The 22,329-nt window shown below is 44.7% G+C and carries 28 protein-coding genes; 21 read left to right on the top strand and 7 right to left on the bottom strand.

Annotated features, from left to right (window positions below; genetic code table 11):
- Positions 1-121: 121 nt before the first annotated feature.
- Positions 122-1,141, bottom strand: coding sequence for a HipA domain-containing protein (locus PHI47_RS12115; RefSeq protein ID WP_299937781.1), 1,020 nt, complete (start codon positions 1,139-1,141; stop codon positions 122-124).
- A 100-nt stretch (positions 1,142-1,241) separates the two neighbouring features.
- Positions 1,242-2,015, bottom strand: coding sequence for a hypothetical protein (locus tag PHI47_RS12110; RefSeq protein WP_299937778.1), 774 nt, complete (start codon positions 2,013-2,015; stop codon positions 1,242-1,244).
- 154 nt (positions 2,016-2,169) lie between these two features.
- Here PHI47_RS12110 and PHI47_RS12105 point away from each other — a divergent pair, with 154 nt between their 5' ends.
- Positions 2,170-3,426 (top strand): HD domain-containing protein, encoded by a 1,257-nt coding sequence (locus tag PHI47_RS12105; protein ID WP_299937775.1) that lies wholly within the window; start codon positions 2,170-2,172, stop codon positions 3,424-3,426.
- 186 nt (positions 3,427-3,612) lie between these two features.
- On the opposite strand, the gene PHI47_RS12100 is transcribed toward PHI47_RS12105, so the two are convergent.
- The 5 genes from PHI47_RS12100 to PHI47_RS12080 form a co-directional block, all read right to left on the bottom strand.
- Entirely contained in the window at positions 3,613-4,587 is a 975-nt protein-coding gene (locus PHI47_RS12100; RefSeq protein ID WP_299937771.1) for a nucleotidyl transferase AbiEii/AbiGii toxin family protein, read from the bottom strand.
- Complete coding sequence (locus PHI47_RS12095) at positions 4,587-5,195, bottom strand: DUF6088 family protein (protein WP_299937768.1); 609 nt, start codon at positions 5,193-5,195, stop codon at positions 4,587-4,589. The genes PHI47_RS12100 and PHI47_RS12095 overlap by 1 nt, the downstream gene beginning before the upstream one ends.
- A 205-nt stretch (positions 5,196-5,400) precedes the next feature.
- Entirely contained in the window at positions 5,401-6,654 is a 1,254-nt protein-coding gene (locus tag PHI47_RS12090; RefSeq protein ID WP_299937766.1) for an arsenic transporter, read from the bottom strand.
- On the bottom strand, positions 6,651-7,088 hold the full coding sequence (locus PHI47_RS12085) for an arsenate reductase ArsC (RefSeq protein ID WP_299937763.1): 438 nt from the start codon (positions 7,086-7,088) through the stop codon (positions 6,651-6,653). The genes PHI47_RS12090 and PHI47_RS12085 overlap by 4 nt, the downstream gene beginning before the upstream one ends.
- 9 nt (positions 7,089-7,097) lie before the next feature.
- On the bottom strand, positions 7,098-7,268 hold the full coding sequence (locus PHI47_RS12080; protein WP_299937761.1) for a hypothetical protein: 171 nt from the start codon (positions 7,266-7,268) through the stop codon (positions 7,098-7,100).
- 108 nt (positions 7,269-7,376) lie between these two features.
- Here PHI47_RS12080 and PHI47_RS12075 point away from each other — a divergent pair, with 108 nt between their 5' ends.
- From PHI47_RS12075 to PHI47_RS11980, 20 genes are all read left to right on the top strand, one after another.
- Positions 7,377-7,700 carry a metalloregulator ArsR/SmtB family transcription factor gene (locus PHI47_RS12075; protein ID WP_299937785.1) on the top strand — a complete coding sequence of 108 codons (324 nt, stop codon included), beginning with the start codon at positions 7,377-7,379 and terminating at the stop codon, positions 7,698-7,700.
- Positions 7,697-8,101: an arsenate reductase ArsC gene (locus PHI47_RS12070; protein WP_299937755.1), complete on the top strand. Its 405-nt coding sequence runs from the start codon at positions 7,697-7,699 to the stop codon at positions 8,099-8,101. The genes PHI47_RS12075 and PHI47_RS12070 overlap by 4 nt, the downstream gene beginning before the upstream one ends.
- A 2-nt stretch (positions 8,102-8,103) precedes the next feature.
- Positions 8,104-9,054, top strand: coding sequence for a permease (locus PHI47_RS12065; RefSeq protein WP_299937752.1), 951 nt, complete (start codon positions 8,104-8,106; stop codon positions 9,052-9,054).
- Positions 9,055-9,062: 8 nt separating this feature from the next.
- On the top strand, positions 9,063-9,338 hold the full coding sequence (locus PHI47_RS12060) for a hypothetical protein (RefSeq protein WP_299937750.1): 276 nt from the start codon (positions 9,063-9,065) through the stop codon (positions 9,336-9,338).
- Complete coding sequence (locus PHI47_RS12055; protein ID WP_299937747.1) at positions 9,335-9,601, top strand: DUF2892 domain-containing protein; 267 nt, start codon at positions 9,335-9,337, stop codon at positions 9,599-9,601. Before PHI47_RS12060 ends, PHI47_RS12055 begins: the two co-directional genes overlap by 4 nt.
- 16 nt (positions 9,602-9,617) lie before the next feature.
- Positions 9,618-9,854 carry a thioredoxin family protein gene (locus tag PHI47_RS12050; protein ID WP_299937744.1) on the top strand — a complete coding sequence of 79 codons (237 nt, stop codon included), beginning with the start codon at positions 9,618-9,620 and terminating at the stop codon, positions 9,852-9,854.
- Entirely contained in the window at positions 9,855-10,559 is a 705-nt protein-coding gene (locus tag PHI47_RS12045) for a cytochrome c biogenesis protein CcdA (protein WP_299937741.1), read from the top strand.
- 12 nt (positions 10,560-10,571) lie between these two features.
- On the top strand, positions 10,572-10,940 hold the full coding sequence (locus PHI47_RS12040; RefSeq protein WP_299937738.1) for a thioredoxin family protein: 369 nt from the start codon (positions 10,572-10,574) through the stop codon (positions 10,938-10,940).
- On the top strand, positions 10,940-11,254 hold the full coding sequence (locus PHI47_RS12035; RefSeq protein ID WP_299937736.1) for a hypothetical protein: 315 nt from the start codon (positions 10,940-10,942) through the stop codon (positions 11,252-11,254). The genes PHI47_RS12040 and PHI47_RS12035 overlap by 1 nt, the downstream gene beginning before the upstream one ends.
- Positions 11,251-12,528, top strand: coding sequence for a TolC family protein (locus PHI47_RS12030; protein ID WP_299937733.1), 1,278 nt, complete (start codon positions 11,251-11,253; stop codon positions 12,526-12,528). Before PHI47_RS12035 ends, PHI47_RS12030 begins: the two co-directional genes overlap by 4 nt.
- Entirely contained in the window at positions 12,525-13,595 is a 1,071-nt protein-coding gene (locus PHI47_RS12025; RefSeq protein ID WP_299937731.1) for a hypothetical protein, read from the top strand. The genes PHI47_RS12030 and PHI47_RS12025 overlap by 4 nt, the downstream gene beginning before the upstream one ends.
- Before the next feature lie 3 nt (positions 13,596-13,598).
- Positions 13,599-16,658 carry an efflux RND transporter permease subunit gene (locus PHI47_RS12020; protein WP_299937727.1) on the top strand — a complete coding sequence of 1,020 codons (3,060 nt, stop codon included), beginning with the start codon at positions 13,599-13,601 and terminating at the stop codon, positions 16,656-16,658.
- 15 nt (positions 16,659-16,673) lie between these two features.
- Positions 16,674-17,423, top strand: coding sequence for a formylmethanofuran dehydrogenase subunit E family protein (locus PHI47_RS12015; protein WP_299937725.1), 750 nt, complete (start codon positions 16,674-16,676; stop codon positions 17,421-17,423).
- A gap of 85 nt (positions 17,424-17,508) precedes the next feature.
- Positions 17,509-18,030 (top strand): YeeE/YedE thiosulfate transporter family protein, encoded by a 522-nt coding sequence (locus PHI47_RS12010; RefSeq protein ID WP_299937722.1) that lies wholly within the window; start codon positions 17,509-17,511, stop codon positions 18,028-18,030.
- Positions 18,027-18,626 (top strand): YeeE/YedE thiosulfate transporter family protein, encoded by a 600-nt coding sequence (locus tag PHI47_RS12005; protein WP_299937719.1) that lies wholly within the window; start codon positions 18,027-18,029, stop codon positions 18,624-18,626. Before PHI47_RS12010 ends, PHI47_RS12005 begins: the two co-directional genes overlap by 4 nt.
- Positions 18,627-18,638: 12 nt before the next feature.
- Complete coding sequence (locus PHI47_RS12000) at positions 18,639-19,610, top strand: cation diffusion facilitator family transporter (protein ID WP_299937716.1); 972 nt, start codon at positions 18,639-18,641, stop codon at positions 19,608-19,610.
- Between the two features lie 38 nt (positions 19,611-19,648).
- A complete protein-coding gene (locus tag PHI47_RS11995) occupies positions 19,649-20,272 on the top strand; it encodes a ferredoxin family protein (protein ID WP_299937713.1) in 624 nt (207 codons plus the stop codon).
- Positions 20,273-20,274: 2 nt separating this feature from the next.
- Positions 20,275-20,706: a rhodanese-like domain-containing protein gene (locus PHI47_RS11990; protein WP_299937711.1), complete on the top strand. Its 432-nt coding sequence runs from the start codon at positions 20,275-20,277 to the stop codon at positions 20,704-20,706.
- Positions 20,707-20,785: 79 nt separating this feature from the next.
- Positions 20,786-21,535 (top strand): molybdate ABC transporter substrate-binding protein, encoded by a 750-nt coding sequence (gene modA, locus PHI47_RS11985; RefSeq protein ID WP_299937708.1) that lies wholly within the window; start codon positions 20,786-20,788, stop codon positions 21,533-21,535.
- Entirely contained in the window at positions 21,532-22,320 is a 789-nt protein-coding gene (locus PHI47_RS11980; RefSeq protein ID WP_299937706.1) for a sulfite exporter TauE/SafE family protein, read from the top strand. The genes modA and PHI47_RS11980 overlap by 4 nt, the downstream gene beginning before the upstream one ends.
- Positions 22,321-22,329 lie beyond the last annotated feature (9 nt).

Raw genomic sequence — 22,329 nt, 5'->3', positions numbered from 1 at the left:
CAACTCCTATTCGTTTCACGCACTGCTTCCAAATGGAAACTTCGAGTGAAATAGGTGGAAACATGTTTGTGAAACGGGTGGAAACATAAAAGTGAAATGACTGGAAACATGGGAGTGAAATTTACAAGAAGTTTGCTTTTGCAAAACGGTAGGTTCCTAGTCGATCAAAGCGCTTGATGAGATAATGAAATTCTTCATCGTTTTCTCGTTTGATCAGATACGATTGCGGAACACGAAATCCCAATTCGTTTTTGGCAAAACTCATAAAGAGATGTTCATTTAATGCTAAGTGCGGAAGGTAGTATTGTGATGAAGGATCGGCTTTATATCGACTGTAAGGTTTGAGAATAAAATCACGTATACCTTCGGATTTATCCTGATGTATCCGATGGTGTTCTATATCAAGATCAACAAGTCGTTTGTATTGAAAACCGCTGATCCCAGGAAGCTCGTCATAGGTAAAATGTGAGAGGTCTTCACCCTCAGGAAACAACTCTTCTTCATTGATGTCGAGGGTATAGTTTTCAAGCACAGCAGGGAAGGGGAGAGTAGGGCCTAATATAGTCTCAAGATTGCTTAAAAAAGAGGGGCGATTCTTTTGAGATTCAACCTGAGACTCACCGGTGAGCGTGAAATAAATATCGCCGATATTATGCGTTAATCGAACCAACATATCAAGCTCATCGGATGAGTTTAATGATTGTTCTAGCATCTCACGATTAACCCCTTCGGGGAGATTCTCATCAAACGCTGCATGAAGTTCTGAAGAAGGGTAGGAGACGATATCTAAAGGTAATCCCGGGATTTCTACTTTGCTCTGGGTTAAGTATCGATCAGCATAGCAGAATACAAATTCCTGAGCGTTTTGAAAAAGGTAACCGGCGATTTGATCGGCTTTATGAACAAAGATCATCCGATAATCTTTTGCATAAGCTTCACGGACATCTTTTTGCCAATAGACGGTTGATGCAGATTGTCCGACAGTACGAACCCGGTTGCTAGCTATAAGTTCATTGAGAACACGTAAAAGCTTTTTATCCTTAATGCCAAAAATACCACTTTTACGTTCGATCTCTTTTAAGGATTCAGCCTCTTTTAGCGATAAAATGATTTGTAAAACCTCAGTAATCTCGGCTCTCACGGTAACTCCTAGGGTCTAAGGTTTTTAAGACACTGTATTAAATTTGTTTAAGTTTACACGGACTAGTATAAATATAAACTTAGTTAGTGTCTTGAAAAGCTTAATGGTGATTTTTCTCGAACCATTCATGAACGATATTGTGAGTTAAATTTGGATGAAAGTAATTTAAAAATGAAATGAACGAAAGTTTTTCAATAAAATAATTGTAGTGATCACACCTTGGCAAAGACGAAAGTGTATCCTTTTCTTTTTCATACATTTGAAAACATAAATTCTCTAAATTGAAACGGTTAAGGAGGTAATCTTTTATTGAAATAGTATGAGTTGTCTTACTAGAAAAACTAACTGATTTTTGCATTTGTGTATATTTTAAATGTTCATTCTGAATGAAATTATTTTGAATGCGTTTAAATTGTTTTTGTTCTTCAATAGACATATTATAAACTGCTTGTGTATTGCTTATAGCAAACCCTAATGTAGCTTCAAGTTCAAGTATCTCATCAATTTCATCTTCAATGTAAAACTTATCAAATAAGACCCGGATGGACTTGTTTTTTGGAACAAATGTTTGAAAAATTTCAGTTTCATTTTCAAAAAGTATATATTTATTGTGATCGTTGGACAGCTTTGATTCAACGAGTTTAGTATTTTCATTGACTTGAATTGATATTCCAAAAAATGCGCTATGCCCATTTTTAACTTGTTCATGGAATTCACATAATTTACGCAATGACTCGTCATCCAACATAAACAGTAAATCCTCATATGGTTTAGTTGGAGAATGTCCCTTTGTTTTTGTAGATAAATTCGGTCGACTTTTATCTTTTAATGCGAGCATATAGGATAAGTAGTCATATCTATTTATTTTAGGCATTTTTTTCCTTGAATTTTCTAATAAGATCATATCGAAAATAGATTTACTTTTGTTTTAAAACAAAAGTAAAATTATAATTAAATCATTTTTTTCGAGATAATTGTTGTATTAAATCAAGCTTTGCTTGATTTAAAAATACAAAAAAGGTTAATTCATGAATGAAAATCTCATGATTGTTGGTGCTATGGGTGTTACATATTTTGCATTGGATTATTATTTTAAAAATCAAAATAATATTCCCCAGAATAAAAAATATAGTGAGTCTGGACTTGATCTTACGAAGAGTGAATATACACTTGATGAACTTGCTAAGCATTTATGGCTACGTAATGATCCGAAGCGTTTTTTTCTTTTAAGCGATGAGGAAAAACTTGAGGCTAAAAATGCATGTCCACCATTCATAAATCAAGAAATTAAGTTCTTTTGGGACAAAGAAATAGCCCCGATGCATTATGCATTGAAGGATTTGATTGAAAAAGACGTCGAGCAAAAAAAGCGGTGGGACGCTGTAAATAACATTTTATATTATCTTGATGAAAATGCACACTATAGCAGCGTATCTGGCAAATATCATTTAGATCATGAATCTAAAGAATTTCATTCTCAAAATACCTATGATATTTTCAGTGAGTTTTCAATTTTGACCCATTCTCTTGGGGTTGCCTCCAATATTTTAATTTCAGTATGCAAAAATGGTTACAACAATAGTTATCAGAATGTTCCAACTGCTTTAATAATCGCGTTGGGTCACGATTTGGGAAAAATAGCTCGACAAAAGAATGCGAATGAAGTACGAGCTCATGAAATTGTTAGCGTAGATGTGATACGTGAAATATGCCCTTTATTGTCCAATGATATTATTGAGTTTGTTTCCAAGTCTATTCTATTGCACCATACTCATGGACATAAAAATCACGTTAAATATTTAAATGAATTGATTGAGGCAGATCATGATCAACGCATCAGTGAATTAAAAGAGTATAAAAAACGACAAGATAAGCTAATGGAAATGAAAGATGCCCTTAGAGGAGAGACGGATGAAAAATTGCGACTTTTTATTTATAATGCTTTGGATAATCCTGCAGATCTGGCCGAATATTTGTATTTTGACAAATCAAAAAGCGGGGCAGTCTACTTTGATATAGAGATTTTCAAAAAATATAGCAGAAAAAATAATATTGAGTTCGAGCAAGTTATGAGTTCAATCAGAAGTTTTCGAAAGAGTGGTCTTGTCACTTTGATTGATTTTAGTAAATTCGCAAGTTATCATATGACAATCAAGTATAATAATGAAGAAGCACTCAACACTGAAGTGATACCAGTGGACTATACGCAATTAGGATTGAGTGTTGAGCAAATCGTAGAGAATTTTTTGCATCTTGATATGCCAAAAATGGTTCTTAAAAAATAAAGTCATTTCGAAAAGAAGTTGATTTGAAGCAATCAGTTTGATTTCTTTATAGAAGAGATCAAACTTTATTAGAATTGGTTAACATAATTTATCTAAAGTAAATTTGTCTGTCATATAAGAAAGAGCCCTTAAAAATAATCTTCATTGTGGACAGATTTTATTAGTTTTGACACAATTTTTTTACAACTAGTTTATTTCAGCTTCTAAAGCTTGTAAAATTATTACGATTTCATCAAGGGCAGGGTAGCTCCCAAAAATCATCGAACGCATCGCATCATAGTCTTTTGTGAGTTCGGTGATTCGTTCTTGTGGGGGTACAAGTTTTAATGAACCGGCTTTGGCACTTTCATAGTTTGCCCACGCGCTTGGGTAAAATTGCTGTTTAAAGGCAACAACCGTTTCGAGCAAATCAAGATCACGTAAGGCTACCTCTTTTACATGCGATTGTGCCATCATCGCCAGATCGTAATAGTGCCGCGAATATCTTGGAAGCATTGCTTTATCAAGAGGGCGGTTTGCCTCTTGGTGTAAAATCGTCGCCTTCTCCCAAAACGTTCTCTCTGCAACTATCGCTTTAACGTTACATATTGGATTGGTAAACAAAGCTGGAAATTCTTCCGAGGCAAAGGATTGGACTGCATATTCCCCATATGGAAGCCAAGAAGCTAACGGCCCGATTTCCAATAAAATTTCAGGCCGGAGATAGGGATCATCAAATGAAGAGGGGTATTGTACATTAATGATCAATCCATCTTTTTCATCCGGAATGCAGGTGCAATAGGGCGCTAGTGCCAAAGTGATCAGAGACAAAAGTTCATTTTTAATATAGTCGGCTGCTTTTGCGTTAATCTCTTTGTTCAGTTTATCTTGCGCCGTTTTTGTTTTTGGTACACGCGGATCAGTATCTATAACAGTTCGCCAGTCTAAAATCAAATCGATATCTTCAGAGAACCGATCTATCAAATGAAACGCTTTAGATAGACTTGTTCCTCCCTTGAAAATCATTAGTGTCGAGAGATGCGGATCAGAAAATATTTTAGAAAGTACCCATGTCACCCAAAAGTCTTTTTCGGCGATTGCGTTGGTAACCCCTTTACGCGCCGCAGTTTCACGAAAGAGCTCACTGCGTTGCTCAGGAGAGAGTTTAACGATAGTATCCATTAACGTTCATCCTTGCATATTTGTTTAATAGCATCGTATATCCATCCGGTTACGGTCTTCGTATCTTTAAGAATCTTTGAGCACATTTTTGGATCGATCTGATTTTGTAATGTAGTGATAACATTCTCATCTATATGATTTTTGCCCAACGATTTAAGAGCGGCAACAATCAAACCGCTGATAGAATATTTGAACCCGATCTCTTTGAGAACAGTTTTTTTGAACTCAAGTGTCGTATTGCCAATTTCATAGCTACGGTTGGGACCATCGCTATGGTAGATATAACGTCCAGGCACTTGGGTTGAAAGCTTGAGTAGATTTAGCGCGGTATCACCTGAAGGTTCAATGCGCCATCGAAATTTACGAGCCAATGCCTGTGCTATTTGTTCGATATCGGGGCTTAGTGGCTGCTGTAATAGTTCGCTGTATTTTGGGTAGTCGTATAACCCTCGAATGATTCTACGAATCTTCCCTTGTTTGGTTAATTCAGAGAGTGCTTTATCGATGTTGTTGTCACGAAATTCATCAATAAAATCTGCAGAAGAGAATACAAACCCTTTGCCTCTTCCATATATGCGTGAAAGTACCATATTCTCGATAGATTTCATCTCTTTACCAAACCAAATAATTTCAGGAAAATATACTACTTTTTCTGAAAAAAAGCAAATCAAATATCAAGGTTGGAATGATTTTATTATTTGGTTAACATAAGATATATTATATTGAAAAATTTGAGGTATGAAGTGGGGTTCCCCTTTCGGGGAAAGAGATTGTTTTCATCTATACGAGAAAGCTCAAATGTATGATTAAAAATTAGATGAGTCCTAACAATGCCACCAGTAACACTGGCGGAGTAACAATCAACCCAACCTTCATATATTCACCCCATCCGATTTTGACCCCTTTTTGCGCCAAAACATGAAGCCATAACAAGGTAGCGAGAGAGCCAATCGGCGTCATCTTCGGTCCGAGGTTGCATCCGATGATGTTGGCATACGCCAATGCAGTGTTTCCGGATTCATGAATGGCGATATCCATAACCATAATGGTAGGCATATTGTTCATAACCGAACTGAGTACAGCAGCTAAAAAGCCTGTCCCTATCACGGCGTACGTATGTCCCATGCCCTGTATTTGTATAATAATATCGGCTAAATAAGTCGTAAGACCATTGTTTTTGAGACCGTAGACGACGACATACAATCCGATACTGAACCATACGACCTGCCACGGGGCCGCTTTAATTGTGGCAATCGGCTTTGTTGCTTTGAAATAAGTCGCGATGGCAAGGAATACCAACGCTCCCCCCAAGGCAAATACCGATACGGGGAGATGAAAACGATCCCCGATAAAGTACCCTGCCATTAATAGCGCTAAAAACCACCAACTGAGTTTAAACATCGTCATGTTTTTGATCGCCGATTCGGGAGCAGCAAGGTTTTCTACATCGATATGAGTTGGTATATCTTTACGAAAATAGAACCACAATACTACAATCGAGGCAGTGATGCTGAGTAAATTCGGTAAAAACATTGTTTTGACATATTCCCAGAATCCGATATGAAAGTACCCTGCCGTCACGATGTTGGTAAGGTTCGAGATTACGAGCGGATTGGAAGCGCTATCGCCGATAAATCCCCCCGCCATCAAAAACGCGAACATGGCAATGGGATTGAGTTTGAGATATTTCATTTTTGCTAAAATAATTGGCGTGAGGATCAGTGCCGCACCGTCGTTGGCGAAAAAAGCCGCTACCAAAGCACCAAGAATCATCATATAGATAAACATGAGATTCCCGTTCCCTTTGGATAAACGAACCATCTTGAGCGCTGCCCATTCAAAGAATCCGATCTCATCGAGCACCATCGATAGGATGATAATCCCTATAAAGGCGAGTGTCGCATCCCAGACAATAGAGGTAACTGTCCACACATCGGATAAACTAACCACGCCGAGTGCGACTGCTAGAGCGGCACCGATCACGGCAGTTGTGCCGATCTGTAACCCTCGCGGCTGCCAGATGATAAAGACTAAAGTAACTAGAAACAGTGAAACGGATAAAATCATAAAATATTCTCTTCAGATGGATTGGCAATAAATGCTTTGACTTTTGCTTCGATTGTATCACGAACTACGCGGACTTGTTCCATAATCTCATCATCACTTCCAGTGAAAGTCGAAGGATCAGGGAAACTCCACATGATAATACGGCTAATTCCCGGAAATATCGGGCAGCGCTGTGCCGCTTCAGCATCACAAACGGTAATGACATGACTAAACGTTCGCCCCTCTTTATAGAGAGCAAATACCCCTTTGGTTTCATTGTTTGAGATATCGATATTTTTTTCTGCCATAGCACGAACAACATAAGGGTTTAGTTTTCCCGGCTCGATTCCGGCACTTTCGCTACTGTCACTGCCTTGTGCGTATTGATTGAAAAATGCTTCTGCCATTTGGCTGCGGGCACTGTTATGAACACATACGAATAGTACTTTTAACATAGGATTTCCTTATTTGATTGTGGATTTAGAGTCATGGAGCCGACTAAAATCTTTTAGTTCGCGTATCGATTCCATACGATTTTTTCGTACGTACCATCGGTACACACCGTACAATGCACCAAAAACGCTCACCGATCCGGTTATTAACCAACCCAATAAATAGGTTTCGTCATTAAACATCAGCTTCTCCTCAATCGGATCGGAGTATCATAACTAAATACATCTTCAATATCAAGATATATTGATTTATTGATTCAGTTTGGTTACAATGCGTTTATCGGAGGACTTATGGAGAACTTTTTAGAAACTATTTCTGCACTGAATGATGAAACCCGTGTGAAGTTGCTCGCATTTTTGGATCAGCATGGAGCACTATGCGTTTGTGATATGCAAAGCTCATTCGGAATGATTCAGTCACGTCTTTCGCGTCATTTAAAAATCCTAAAAGACGGGGGATTTTTACGGGTGGATCGGTGCGGAACGTGGGCCTATTACTCCATTCGTTCCCCACTGGATCGTTTCCGTAGCGAAGCGTTGGCTGAAATCCGCTGTTTGGGGATTGAACTTCCCCCACTTATTAAATTATCTGAAACTGGAGACTGTAAATTATGAAAAATGTTCTTATCCTCTGCACTGGCAACAGCTGTCGCTCGATCATGGGAGAAGCCCTTATTAATGCGAAAATGGGAGATTGTGTATTTGCACAAAGCTCAGGGGTGAAAGCCAGCGGTAAAGTAAATCCGAATGCTCAAGCCCTTCTCGAAGAGAAAGGGTACTGGAGAGAAGAGTACCACTCCAAAGTGATCGATACGGTGATTGATACTCCGTTTGATCTTGTTGTTACCGTTTGCGATCATGCCCATGAGACGTGTCCGATGTTTCCCAAAGCGGTAAAAACGATCCATGTCGCGTTTGAAGACCCGAGCGGTAAAGCGGTTGAGGAATACGCTAAAACATTAGCCCTTATCGAAGAGACTCTTTTACCGATCATCCAATCCGAGTTGTGTGACTGATTATGTGGCAGGAGAGCGTCAATACCATTGTCTATCAGTGGTTTGGTCTTGTGCGTGGTGATAAGCTCGCCGATGCCCTCAACTTTTTTATCTACGATACGGTAAAGATACTCTTTTTACTCACCACAATTATCTTTGCAATTACCCTTTTACGCTCGTACTTTTCGACAGAAAAGGTACGTGCATATTTAAGCAAAAAACATGAATATACAGGCAATGTCCTCGCTGCATTGTTTGGGATCATTACCCCGTTTTGCTCATGCTCGGCGATTCCCCTCTTTTTGGGCTTTTTACAAGCGCGGATACCACTGGGGGTGACGTTTAGCTATCTCATCTCCGCACCATTAAACAATGAAATTGCCATCGCAATGCTGCTTACCATGTTCGGTTGGAAAGTAGCGGCGTTATATATCGGATTTGGTTTACTTGTCGCTATAGTAGGCGGAATCGTTATCGGGCGAATGGGGTTGGAAAAAGAGATTCTCATAGAGGTTAAACCGATTTACGGAGAGATCACGGCTGATGAGCAAAAAATACCCTTTGGTATTCGTCTCAAAGATGCCAAAGAATACACCCAAGACATCCTTTATAAAACATGGATTTATGTCCTTGCAGGTGTCGGTGTCGGTGCCTTTATCCATGGATATGTCCCTACTGAATTTATTGTCCGCGTAGCGGGAGTAGATAATATCTTTGCAGTCCCTATTGTGACCCTTTTAGGCGTCCCGATGTACTCAAATGCCGCAGGGGTGATGCCGCTTATAGAGGTGCTGACCTCTAAAGGGATGCTGATGGGGACGGCATTGTCGTTTATGATGGCGATCACCGCCCTCTCGCTTCCCGAAGCAATGATCCTTAAGCGGGTTATGAGCCTCAAGCTCATCTCCATCTTTTTCGGCACCGTAACACTGGGAATCATCGGTGTCGGGTATCTGTTTAACGCAATACTATAGGAATTCATATGAAAATCGATATTACGAATCAAACGAACGGTGTTAAAGCATTTCTCGGCGGGTTTAGCACCGAAGAGCTAAGTGCTAAGATCGAAGCATGCCAAAACGGACAATGCGAGTGCGCATGTGATCCGGCTATCATGCAAAAGATCGAGGGGATCTCCCTCGCCTCGGTTGATGGGGGAGCTACAATTACCATTACCGGAGATGTAAATGCCCAAACCCTCGCACCGATGATGCAGGAGTGCTTGATAGACACAGCAAAAAAGGAGAATAGAATATGACTAGATGGTTTAGAATAGCTTTGGGAACAGGATTAATCGGCTATGGACTATACAGTGGAGTCGCATGGTTCTATCTAGGCGTCATTCCGCTATTTTTTGGAATCATAAACTGGTGTCCGCTAGAAAAAAGAATCGGCGGATGCGATGGTACAACGGGATGTTGCAGTTCAGTAAAAGATGATGGTAGTTCGGCAGAGTCACAATGCTGTGAACAACCTAAAGGGTGGAGCACAGAGCTTAAATCTCAATGTTGCTCAAAATAACAAAAGGAAAATCACTATGAAAATCGAAATTTTAGGAACGGGATGTTCCAAATGTAAAGCCCTCGAAGAGGCTACCAAACAAGCGGTCGCACTGAGCGGCAAGTTCGCTCAAATCGAAAAGGTTGAAGACATTCAAAAAATCATGGAGTACGGCGTTATGAGCACCCCGGGGCTCGTGATCGATGGCAAGGTCGTCAGTACCGGAAAACTTCTCACGATCAACGAGATTAAAGACTTAATCCAAGCACACTAAATGGAAAGTTTCCTTTTAGGACTGCTCGAATCGCACGGTGTTCTCGTATTTGCCGGGGCGTTTAGTATCGGAGCTCTCACCTCACTCGCCCCTTGTTCCATCGTCTCGGTTCCTTTGTTAGTCGGGAGTGCGTTAGGGATGAGTTCACACCTCTCTCCTCGTGAGCGGGTACACTTTACCTATATTTTCGCGTCGCTGTTTGCGCTCGGTGTGGCGGTAAGTTTCTCTATACTCGCTTATATGGTTGCCAAGATGGGGTACTTTTTCTCGATTGCACCTCTGGAAGCGTATATCGCGGGGGGGATACTTGCCATCGCCATAGGTCTGTATTCGCTAGGAGTTTTACCTGAAGTGATAGACAAATCACGCTGGATGAGCCGTCTTATCACGCTACGTTACGTAGGGGCATTTTTGATTGGGATGCTGTTTGGGCTTGTCTCGACGCCGTGTGCCTCTGCCCCTTTGGTGGCGATCATATCGGTTGCGGCTAACGCTCCTGAGTGGTATGCGTACGCTCTTGTCCTTACGTTTGCACTGGGGCATTCGCTTCTGCTTCTCGCAGCGGGAGTATCGGTCGGATTTGCCCAAAGCGTTGCGTCAAATCCGAAAATAGCCCTAATCACCTCATGGATGACGAGAATTTTTTCGTTTGCCCTGATCGCTATCGGGCTGTATTTCTTTACCTTAGCGTATCAACAACTCTAAAAGGATGACATCATGATTAAATTGTTTTCATTAGTCGCACTCTGTGCGTCACTTTACTCTGCCGAATTACAACCGCGTCCGTATGCTCTGGTCAAACAAGAGATAGGAAAAGGACAAATCGTCATGGTCGAAGCGGGTTCAACCCGTTGTTCGTCATGCAAAGAGATGGGGGAACTTCTTTATCGTGAGATGGAGATCAACCCTAAGCGTAAAATCTTTTTCGTCAATGTCGGAGAAGAGCGTGATGCTGCCCGTGAGATGAAAATCCAGATGATCCCCACACAGATTATTTATGATGGCAGCGGTAAAGAGATTGACCGCCATATCGGCGGATTGACGACCGAAGCGCTCAAACAACTTTTAGCCAAGTATAAAATATAATGGAAACGTGCGCTGAGCTGGATCATGGAGAGATTCTTAACGGCTCTCATCCGCAGTGGCCTCTTCTGGAGGGGGTCATTTACGGAGACGCTACCCTCTCGCTCAAATTTGCCAAACGGCTTGTTTGCGGCGTTAAACATCTGCCGCTGCGATTACGGTTAACAACCGTTACCGACACACTCGCTGCCATCGAAGCGGGAGTGGCTCATGATCCGACCCTCTTCATCAACGGCAAGCCTTTTATCGAAGGGCTGGTCGCTGCTGAAACATTGACGGCGGTTTTCGAAAAATACCTTTCAAAAGAGTCCCTATGAAACGAAAAACTCTTCTCTTCTCTCTGGCGTTGATGAGCTCAACGCTCACGGCCGATACGATACACGAATGGCTCGACGCGGCACATAAAGCCCCCAACCAACAACTCTCAGACCTTGCGCTCAGCAGTGCGGAACTTCTAAGCGATGCCGCAACGGCTGCGCTCTACCCGAAGATATCGCTTATCGGAAGTATCGAGCATTTCAATGCTCCCACGAGCCTGCGCCCCGTCCCCCCAACGGAAATTTCAAGCATCGGTGCTTCCGGCGGAGGCTATCCGTTTGTACAAACCATGACATCAGCAGGTGCCACGGTATCCATGCCGCTGTTTGTCAAAACGCTCCTCACCAATACCGAAAAAGCGCGCCAAAACGTCACTTCCCAAGAGTTCAAACGTCGCATATCAATCGCCGAGCGCGATGCAACCCTTATCGCTTCGAACGCCCGTTTAGGATATCTTGAAAACCTCACCTTGGCACTTGAGGCGAAAGAACGATCGCTCGCCTCAACGCGTGAGTCTCTCCTCATAAAAACCAGAAACGGCCGCGCCGCTGAAATCGAACTGACCAAAGTAGATGAGCAGATCAATCAAACCCGTCTCAAACTCCAAGAGACCCAAAACGCTCGTTTAGATGCCCAAAAAACGATTGCGATCCTTATCGATAAACCTATCACTCACTCCGTTGCGATGCACTTGAGCCAAGAGTTCGACGATCAGGAATATCTGGCGGTATCGGCAAAAGAGCAGGAGGTGAAAGTCGCCAATCTCGCTGCTCAGTCTGCGAAAGAGTCTCTTTACCCCGCACTATCGATGAACGGATCGTATTTTCATCGTGCAGGTGATGCGTACAACAACGGTGATTCGATCTCACGCGATTACGGAAATATTGCTCTAAACCTTACTATGCCGCTATTTGATAAAGAGCGGCTAACCTCTATAGAACTCTCCCGTCTCGAAGAGCAAAAAGCGCACGCGACATTACAGCAAACCAAGTTGGAGAGCGACAATACCTATAGCGCTTTGAGAAATCAATACGCAACCCTCAAACAATCGCGCACTCTGGCTGTTCAAAGTGTTGCCAACTATGAAGCGATGCTCGTAACCGCCAAAGTCGCTTACGCTACGGAGCGGATGGTTCAAGAAGAGTATCTCCGCTACGAAGAGGCACTTTTCAATGCCAAAGCCGCCCTCTATGCCATCGATGCAACCCTCTGGCAAAACATTGCCCAGCGCGCCGCACTCAGCGGAAAAGATTTTAAGGAGATCGTCCAATGAAAAAAATACTCACCCTCTTGCTAGTCCTAGCCCTCCTCGTCGGAGCGGTTGTTTTGGTCAAAAAGAAAATGGCCGCAAACAGCGCAACCCCTGCTATCGAGCAATACGCTCTGAGCGTCAAAACGTTTACTCCGAAAGAGGGAAATGTTACTCTCAGCACCCCCGTATTGTCGCTCGTTAAAAATGATCACGATGCCAGTTTGAGTGCTAAATCTCCTGCCAGTGTCCTTTTCATCCTCCCCGCAGGAACACCCGTGCATAAAGGAGAGGTTGTTGTCCGTTTGGATGATCGTGATCTCATCGCCAAAAAAGAGGCTCTTAACAGTGCCCTATCCGCCGCTCAAAACGAAGAAAAAGCCAAAGCGCTTGCCATAGAGAATGAACAAGAGTCTCATAAACGAACCCTTCAACTCCTCGCCGTCAAAGGGGCATCGATCGAACAATCGCAAGCCGAAGAGTCCCGTATCGCACTTCTGGGTGCCGATTTAAACGGTGTCAAATCCAAACAATCGCAAATCAAATCGGATATGGCAAACGTCAATGCACAGTTAGACTACGCAACCTTGCGTGCTCCCGTGGAGGGAATTGTCGGTGAAACCTTCGCCGCTGTTGGGGATGTTGCCGCACCCGGTAAGCCATTGGCTTCCATTCGTGCCACAAGCGGAGGCTACCTATGGGTACGCGTCGCTCTAGGGACTCCGGCTAAAACGCTTCTCTATGAGAACCGTCGTGCACCGCTGCGCTTTTTGCAAAACGCTAACGGCATGGACGAATACCGCGCCGATATGGCGGTCAATCTCCCCTCAGGTGCCCGAATCGAGGCAAAAATGCTCACGTATGAGGGGAGCGGGGTCTATCTGCCGCGCGAAGCGGTTTTGCTCAAAGAGGGCAAAGCGTATGTGTTAGTGGTTGAGGGGCATGGTGCCAAAGCGCATGAAATCAGCATTGTCGCCAGAGGGGATGAGGGATTTGTCGCCAGCAGTGTACCAAGCGGCTCCCTTGCCCTTGCCAAAAGCGATATTCTCCTCAAACTCCTCGGCGGCGCATCCCTCGCCATCAAAGAGTAAGCGATGTTCGAGTTTTTTTACCGCCGACCTTACCATTTGGTCGCTATCGTCTTAACGATGCTCATCACAGGGGTTATCGGTCTTACAACACTACCGAAAAACCTCTTCCCCGATTCGGAACTCCCTACTGTCGTCGTGATTACGCAGGCACCGGGGATGACGGCCAAAGTCGCCGCCAGTTCCGTCTCTAAACCGATCGAAGAGGAGATTGCCCGTCTGGGGCTCATCCGCACCGTCAGCTCTACCAATATGGCGAACTTCTCGATCGTTCGCGCCGAGTTTGAATACGACAAAGGGCTTGACGGTGCCGCCGTCGATGTGACCAACGCCCTCTCCACCGCCAAAGCCAAACTCCCCGCAGGGCTTAATCCCACCGTTTACGTCACGGGCTCATTTACTCTCCCCGTCGAAGTGGTTTCTTTGTCACCCAAAAACCCAACACTGAGCTTGAGCGATATTCGTAAAATCGCCGATAGTTTTATCAAACCTCACCTCCTCTCGACCTCCGGGATCGGCAACGTCGAAGTGTTCGGAGGACATCAAAGCGCCCTTAGTATCCGCCTCGATCCGGTCAAAATCGCTTCCGCGCATCTGGATATCGACACCATTGCCAAAACCATTACCGCGTTAGATAAAGATACCCCTCTGGGATTTGTCAAAAACAAGGATGGCTTTACCACCCTCACCTATTATGGTGAGAAAAGCGATTCTGAATCGCTGGGTAATCTCAGCGTTGCCCCCAATCTCCGTCTACGTGATATCGCGAGTGTCGAGTGGAGCGAATCGGAACCTTTTAGCGCCTATTTCGGCAACGGAACGGAATCGATCGCCATCGCCATCCAACGCTCCGCCAAGGGGAGTGTTTTAGCGACCAGCAAAACTGCCCGTGAGCAGATCGCACTCCTCGCTAAAGAGTACCCCAATATCGATTTTAAAATCGTCGATACTCAGCGTGACCTGATCGAAACCGCCAATACCAATATGCTCGAAGCATTGCGGGATGCGATCATCTTTACGTTGATTGTCTTGATGTTTTTCTTGGGCAACTTACGCGCCATTGCCGCAGCGGCCGTCTCGATCCCTCTCGTCTTTTTAGGAACTATCGGCATTATATGGCTCGGAGGGGGAGAACTCAACATCGTCGTCTATACGGCAATTATCCTCGCCCTTGGGATGCTCGTCGATGATGCGGTTGTGGTGTTGGAGAACATCGAACGCCATCTGGTCGAGATGCACGAGAACTTAGAGGATGCGATCATCCACGGAACCCGCGAAGTGATCGCCCCCGTCTTTGCCGGAACGATCGCCACCATCGTCATTATCGCACCGCTTATGTTTGTGGGGGATTTCCCTCAGACGATCTATCGACCGCTCATCTCCACCCTTATCATCGCCCTCATCGTCTCGTACATCCTCTCCATCACTCTCATACCGAAATTTTCTGCCTATCTCTACCGCAACGGCGTATCCAAAAATCGGTTTGAAGAAGGATTTGAGCGCTTTTATCAAAACACGATGGGGCGTCTTGTTTCTCCTTATCTCTCCATCTTGCGTTTTTCCAATACAGGACGCACCCGCTTGCGCAAAACGCTCCTCATTGTCGGGGTTTTGGCACTGCTTATCGTGAGTATGAAAGTGGTCATGCCTCTCATCGGAAAAGATGCGATGCCGCCGATGGATACGGGAATTATCAAGGTCAAAATTTCTTTTAGCTCCAACGATCGTGTCGAAGATGCGACAGCCAAACTCAAACCGTTTTTCGGATGGTTGAATAAACAGTCCTATGTCCGTACCAGCTCCACCGCATTCGGAAGCGAAGAGGGGGTATTGTCACTGGGAAGCGGCAATCTCTCTACCGAAGCTTCGATGACGATTCTGTGCAGCAATCGTTTCCAGCGTACCAAAACCCTCTGGCAAATCGAAGAGGAGATCCGTAAAGAGCTAAACACCCTCTCAGGGGTTAAATCGGTCGATGTCTATGATTTCGGGGCAACGGCTAACTCCTCGATCAAAGCACCACTCGATATACGGCTCACCTCCGCCGTCCCTGATGAACTGTACAACGATGCTCAAACGCTCATCGCTTCATTGCGAAATGTCAAAGGTCTCACCAGTATCACTCCTAGCTGGCGGGAAGATATGAGCGAAATCGACGTCTCCATCGATGCCGATAAAGCCCTCTCCTACGGTCTCACACCACTCTCCATCATGAGCCAGATTCCCATACGTGGTCAAATCGTCGCCCTCAGTGGGAATCTCGCCTCAATGAACAATCAGCCTGTCCGTCTATATCTAGCAGGGAGTTTCCAAGAGCACCCTCTCTCACTGGAAAATCTCCCGATCAATTCCAATACAGGAATCATCCCTTTGAGTGCTGTTGCGACACTCAATACACAAATGACCCCAGCAAAACTGGAGCGTGACGGGCTTCTTTACAGTCTGGATGTAAACGGCTACCGTGCCAAGCGGCCAATTTCACATATTACCGACGATGCGGATGCGGTGATCAAACAACTTACCTTGAATGGAGTAAACGTTAAGCAGCAAGGAGATATCGCCCAGCTAAACGACTCCTTCAAACGGATGCTAAAAGCGATCGGGGTGGGTGTCCTCTTGCTCTTCGTTGTTCTCACGGCAATCTATGCTTCGGCACGTCTGGCGGGGGTAATGATTCTCGTCCTCCCCCTCTCGATGATCGGTGCGGCTTGGGGGATGCTGTTGTTTGATAAACCCAGCTGTATGCCAAGTATGCTGGGAATTTTACTACTGTTTGGGATCATCATTAAAAACTCGGTTCTGCTGATCGACTTTTATCAATCGCACCGAAAAACCAATCCCCCGTATGAAAGCGCCGTAGAATCGGTCAAAGTCCGTTTCCGTCCCGTCATGATGACGGCGTTCGGGACGATTGCCGGGATGCTCCCTATCGCGTTTGAATGGGCAGTCGGGCTGGAGCGTCTCAGCCCACTTGCCGACGTCGCCATCGGAGGGTTGCTGGTGGGGACATTGCTCACCCTCGTCTATGTGCCGCTCGCGGCTTACGGTGTCGATAAAGATAAATAATAAAAAGGACATTTTATGCAGCGCCGTAAATTTCTCGCCTTGGGTGCAACGCTCATAGGTACCTCCGCATTTACCAAATCATTAACTGCTCCGGCACCTACGTGTCAAGCTTGGTATCTGCCCCCTTCATTGGCGGGAAGTAAAAATAATTTGACTTTAAACGTCCGAGATACCGATAGTGCGCTTGGACGCTACAATCCCAACGGATGCATAAAAACCGTTACCCTTGATGAATTGGTCAAATATCACGGTCATTTGTGCGACGGAATCGTTTTTACCTTTTTACAGCTTTCGGTTGCGTTGAATACTCTGTTTCCGGATGGTGTTATCGACCGTACAGATATTCGAGGAGCATGTAAAAACAGCCCCTGCATGGTCGATGGTCTCTCGTATCTGACGGGAGCTCGAATCAATTTCCAAACCTTGCGTATCGACGCCTCTCTGGGAGCATCTCATATCATACAGAAAATATCAACCGGAGAAACCTATCAAGTCCAACTTGCCAAGGAGATGTTCAATGATGCTCTTAAAAATGCCGAAGATTCCATCCGTGCCAAAGTTGCCACCAATCAGAGCGTTACTCCGGCTGAAATTGACCATGTCGAAAAACTGGCCGACGATTTTATCACAACGATGCTCTCTACACCGCTGGAAAAACTCGTTAAAATTGATAAACTTGAAGGTTACCAATTCGTACCGAACAGCTCTGTCGATGTATTCGGAAAACGGGGCGATGTCATTAATAAAAAGGTTGGAAGAAGTTAATTAGGAGTATTTATAACCAAAAAGTGCTACACTTTAAAATAAGTCGATTAGGCAGGAACCGTTTAGTAAGCAATTAAGGAGCGTTATGATGGAAAATAAAACACCAAAAGAGTTTTTGTCCCCTCTTACTGCCGGCATAGGGCTTGGATTAGCCCTTATGTTTATGTTTCTTATCACAGGGCATGGGCTTGGTGCCAATGGCTTTTTTATCCGTTTGAGCGTATGGCTGAGCGATACGGTTATCCCTGTATGGACGGAGAATAACAATTTTCTCTACACTATGACGGGAGATGGTAACCCACTGAATGAATGGATCAGCTGGGAGATTGCGGGGGTAGCCTTGGGCGCGCTTGCAGGGAGTTTGATGAGCAGACGGTTTCGCTTCAAGATAGAACGGGGACAAAGCATAGGGAAACCCGCGCGAATTCTATTGGCTTTGATCGGCGGGATACTCACCGGCTTTGGGGCACAGCTCTCACGCGGATGCACCAGCGGACTCGGTCTCTCAGGCGGCGCAACACTGGCGGTGGCTGCATTTGTCTTTTTGATTGCATTTTTCGTGGCCGGGATAGTTGTCTCACTCATCACGCGAAGGATTTGGCAATGAACTTTCCTCTTGAATACACCAGCGGCATTATGATCATTATTGCCGGTTTTTTCTTCGGCTATTTTCTCGAAGTATCGGGGCTTGGAAGTCCCCGCAAACTCAACGCCCAGTTTACCTTTAAAGATTGGAGCGTTTTTAAAGTGATGTTTGTCGCTATTGTGGTAGCAGCAACAGGATTATGGCTTTTTGACATCCTTGGATGGGTACGATTTGATGCGTTAAAAATACAGACCACATTCTTTTGGGCGATGGCGGCTGGCGGTGCACTTTTGGGAGCCGGGCTTGCCGTTGGGGGATATTGCCCCGGTACTTCGGTCGTCGGATTTTTCAGCGGCCGATTAGACGCCCTCGTTTTTATGATCGGGATGGTGATAGGCGTCTTTATTTTTGCACTCAGTTTTGATGATCTTCAAGGGCTTTATACGGCGGCGAAAGGGGCAAACAGGGAAACCCTGCCTCAATTGCTCCATGTTCCGACATGGGTGATCTTAGTTGGATTGATCGCTCTTGCTACGGCGGGCTTTCGTATCGGAAGCAAGATGGAAGCAAAAGAAAAAAGTGTTATCCGTGCTCAAGATTTAGAGAGCGACAAGTAAAAAAGGATTATTGTGGCAATAGTGTCATTCATTAAAAACCTCTCACCCGATCAACGCCGTGTCGGACTAGTCATCGCCCTCAACATCGCCATTGTCATCATCGAAAGTACCGTCGGGGTTATCAGCGGTTCGCTCGCCCTCCTCTCCGACGCATGGCACAATCTGAGCGACGTTCTCGCCCTCGTCGTAACGGCGATTGCTTTAGGACTAGGAACCCGTCCTGCAAACTCTGAAATGACTTACGGATATGTTCGCTCTGAGATGATGGCGACTTTTATCAATGCCGGATTTTTATCGCTTCTGATGATCTGGGTAGCAGTAGAGGCGGTGGATCGACTGCTCCATCCTATGCCGGTGGACGGATGGCTCATGATGATTACCGCCGGTATCGCACTGATCGTCAATACCGCCAGTGCGATAATATTGGGAGGACACGCACATGTTCATACCCATGAGGATGACGAAGCAGAGGAAGAGGAGCACGATCTCAATGTCCGCGCGGCATTTTGGCATATGGCCAGCGACGCAATTCTCTCCCTTGCGGTCGTATTGGGCGGAGGTGCGATGATCCTATGGGGAATACCGTGGATCGACTCAGTTTTATCGCTGGTATTTGCAGCAGTTATTCTGATCGCCAGCAGCAAGCTTCTCAAACGCTCCTTCGAGAGCCTGATGGATCGTGCCGATCCGAAGATAGTTGAAAAACTCTCACAAATTGTGATGAACCATCCGATGGTATGCCAGACCCACGATATCCATATGCATTGCCCCTCCAGCAAAGAGCGCTATTTCTCCGCTCATATTATCCTCGATGAAGCACTGAATTTAAAAGAGGTAGAAGCCGTTATCGAAACCCTCCGTCATGATCTCTCCCACGCCGGAGCGACCCACATTCTCCTCCAGCCCGAAACGGCAAAATACGATGATGCTAATGCGGGATATTGCAACGGGCATCGGGCAGATTTACACACGCATGAGGAATAAAAGAGTACAATAAACCACTATCTCCAAAGGAGCATCTCATGGAAAACAAACCCACTTGGCACGGCATTGATCGAACAGATATCCCGTGGTATCCTAGCGTTAATCCCGGAGCGTGTATCGGATGCGAACTCTGTTTTGTGACGTGCGGAAAAAGCGTCTATTCGATGGGCGAAATCGATCATAAACGCAAAGCCCTCGTCCATGACCCTTATGCCTGCGTTGTCGGCTGTACGACTTGTGCCAATATTTGCCCGACCCATGCGATCGGCTTTCCAGACCCGATTATCGTCCTCAATGCCGAACGGGAACACAAGATTTTCTCAACCGTCCACAAAGAAGCCGATGCCCGCCGCGAAAAGAGTGCTCAGCGCAACGTTGCCATCCAAACGCCTCCCTCTATCGGACGCCATCACTTCGAAATCGCCGGTGAAGTTGAAAAACTGAATTTAAGCGCATTGCGTTCCTTGGTAGAGGGGAGCGGATGTGATTTGATCGATTTATCGATTGCCATCCCCTCGATCGTGGAGCATACACAGGGGGCACCGGGAGTTATCCGAATGACATTAATCGGCATCCCTGAATTACTCGACTCCATCGGGGAGCGTTTGCTATCCCTTGTACACAATGAAGGGCTGACCTTGTCCAAACACGATAAAGGGTGATAATGAAGAGCATTTTATGGATTCTTCTCATCGTATCCGCTCTGGGTGCCGAGACATTCGATGCCTATCTCAAACGGTTTGATTACAACGAACGTACCGATATGAAAATCAAAAGCCTCGAAGCGATTGAACTCTATAAAATGGGGGAAGTGGAGTTTGTCGATATCCGCTTTAAAGAAGAGCAATCATCATGGGGCTTTCCGTTTATGAAACAAATTCCTCTTAATGAACTCCCTGATCGATTGAATGAGCTCGATAAAAACAAAACGATCGTCACCGTCTGTCCCCACTATGACCGTGCGGAAATGGCTCGACTTTATTTGACCCTGAAAGGGTACAAAAGCCGTTATCTTACCGACGGTTTACTGGGACTTGCCGATTATTTACGCGGGGATGAAGCCAAAGAGTTTATCGATGAAATGAAAAAGAAATAAAGGTCGAATAGTTTATATAAGAATTCAAGAATATTTTTTGCATAATACGTTATATCAAAAAATAAATAGAGGTTAACTTATGAAACTTTCCCATTTTCTTATCGCTTTAACGGCAACCGCATCTTTGGCTTTTGCAGACACGGCCAATATCGCCGCCGCTTCTGATCTGTCATATGCGTTTAAAGAGATGCAAACTTTATGTGCCAAAAAATATCCAACCGAAACCATTAATTTTCAATTCGGTTCAAGCGGTAAAGCACTTACTCAAATTGAAAGTGGTGCTCCCTATGATGCCTTTTTTGCGGCTGATATGAATTATCCTAAACAGCTTAAAGAAAAAGGCTTAGCCGTAGGTGACGTAAAACCTTACGCCCTTGGTCGTGTCGGACTAATGACATTAAAATCAAGCAATATTCCCGTCAATAATCTCTCTATTCTTGCAAGTGATAAAATAAAAAAGATAGCTATTGCAAATCCCGAACATGCCCCTTATGGTCAAGCAGCAGTTGCCGCATTAAAATCCCTGGGTCTTTATGACAAAGTAAAAGACAAATTTGTTTTTGGTGAAAATATCCAACAAGCTACCCAATACGTTCAAACCGGAGCAGCCGATGTAGGCATTATTGCCCTCTCCATTGCCAAAGCTCCTGTTATAGCGGAACAAGTAAATTTTGCCCTTATTGATGGGAAAGCACACCCTGACATTATTCAGGGATATGCACTTCTCAAACGTGGTGAAAATAATAAAGCGGCAAAAGCTTTTTTATTAACGGTTGAATCGCCTGAAGGGGACGCGATTATGAAAAAATACGGATTTGCCGTTAAATGAATAAGAAACTCGTATCGGCTTTCTTCTGGGGGGCATTGATCGGAATATTGGGCGGGCTAATGGGGCTTGGCGGAGCGGAATTTCGCCTACCCGTTTTGACATTTCTTTTTGGTTTTGCGACAATCCATGCCGTCGTCATCAATCTCGTCGTCTCGCTTGTAACGGTTGCCGCATCATTATCTCTTAGGTTGGAAAGTATCGATTGGCTGATTCCCTATTTGCCAATTATCTTAACGCTACTAACAGGTTCACTGACGGGGGCGTTTATTGGAGCGGGAATCGCTTCACGGATTGATGAAAAAAAGCTCGATAAAATCGTAGCCGTTCTATTAGGCATTCTTGCAATAATCATTATCGGCGAGTCTTCATTTGCTCCTCAAAATATCGAATGCAGCCCGATGGTTCAAATGATCGTCGGTGTCATCGCTGGGCTTGTTATCGGACTCTTTAGCAGTATGCTCGGCGTTGCGGGGGGAGAGCTTATCATCCCCACAATTATGTTGTTATATGGTTTGGACATTAAGATTGCAGGGACGCTAAGTCTGGCGATCAGCTTGCCGACGATACTAGTGGGACTTTCACGTTATCGCAAGAAAGAGCCGTTTGCAATATTACGCCCGAATTTTCGCTTTATTCTCTGGATGGCTATCGGATCAATTGTCGGTGCGGCATTGGGTAAATCCATGATGGGGATCATTTCCAGTGAAATGCTTCGCATCGGACTTACAGGGATACTATCGGCATCGGCAATCAAGCTCTATCGTAAAAGTCTCAAAAGTGTATAATGGCATATA

The organism is Sulfuricurvum sp. (assembly GCF_028713855.1).
In the GTDB taxonomy this organism is placed as follows: domain Bacteria; phylum Campylobacterota; class Campylobacteria; order Campylobacterales; family Sulfurimonadaceae; genus Sulfuricurvum.
The sequence above is the reverse complement of the archived record's forward strand: the minus strand, read 5'-3'. Positions and strand labels throughout refer to the sequence as shown.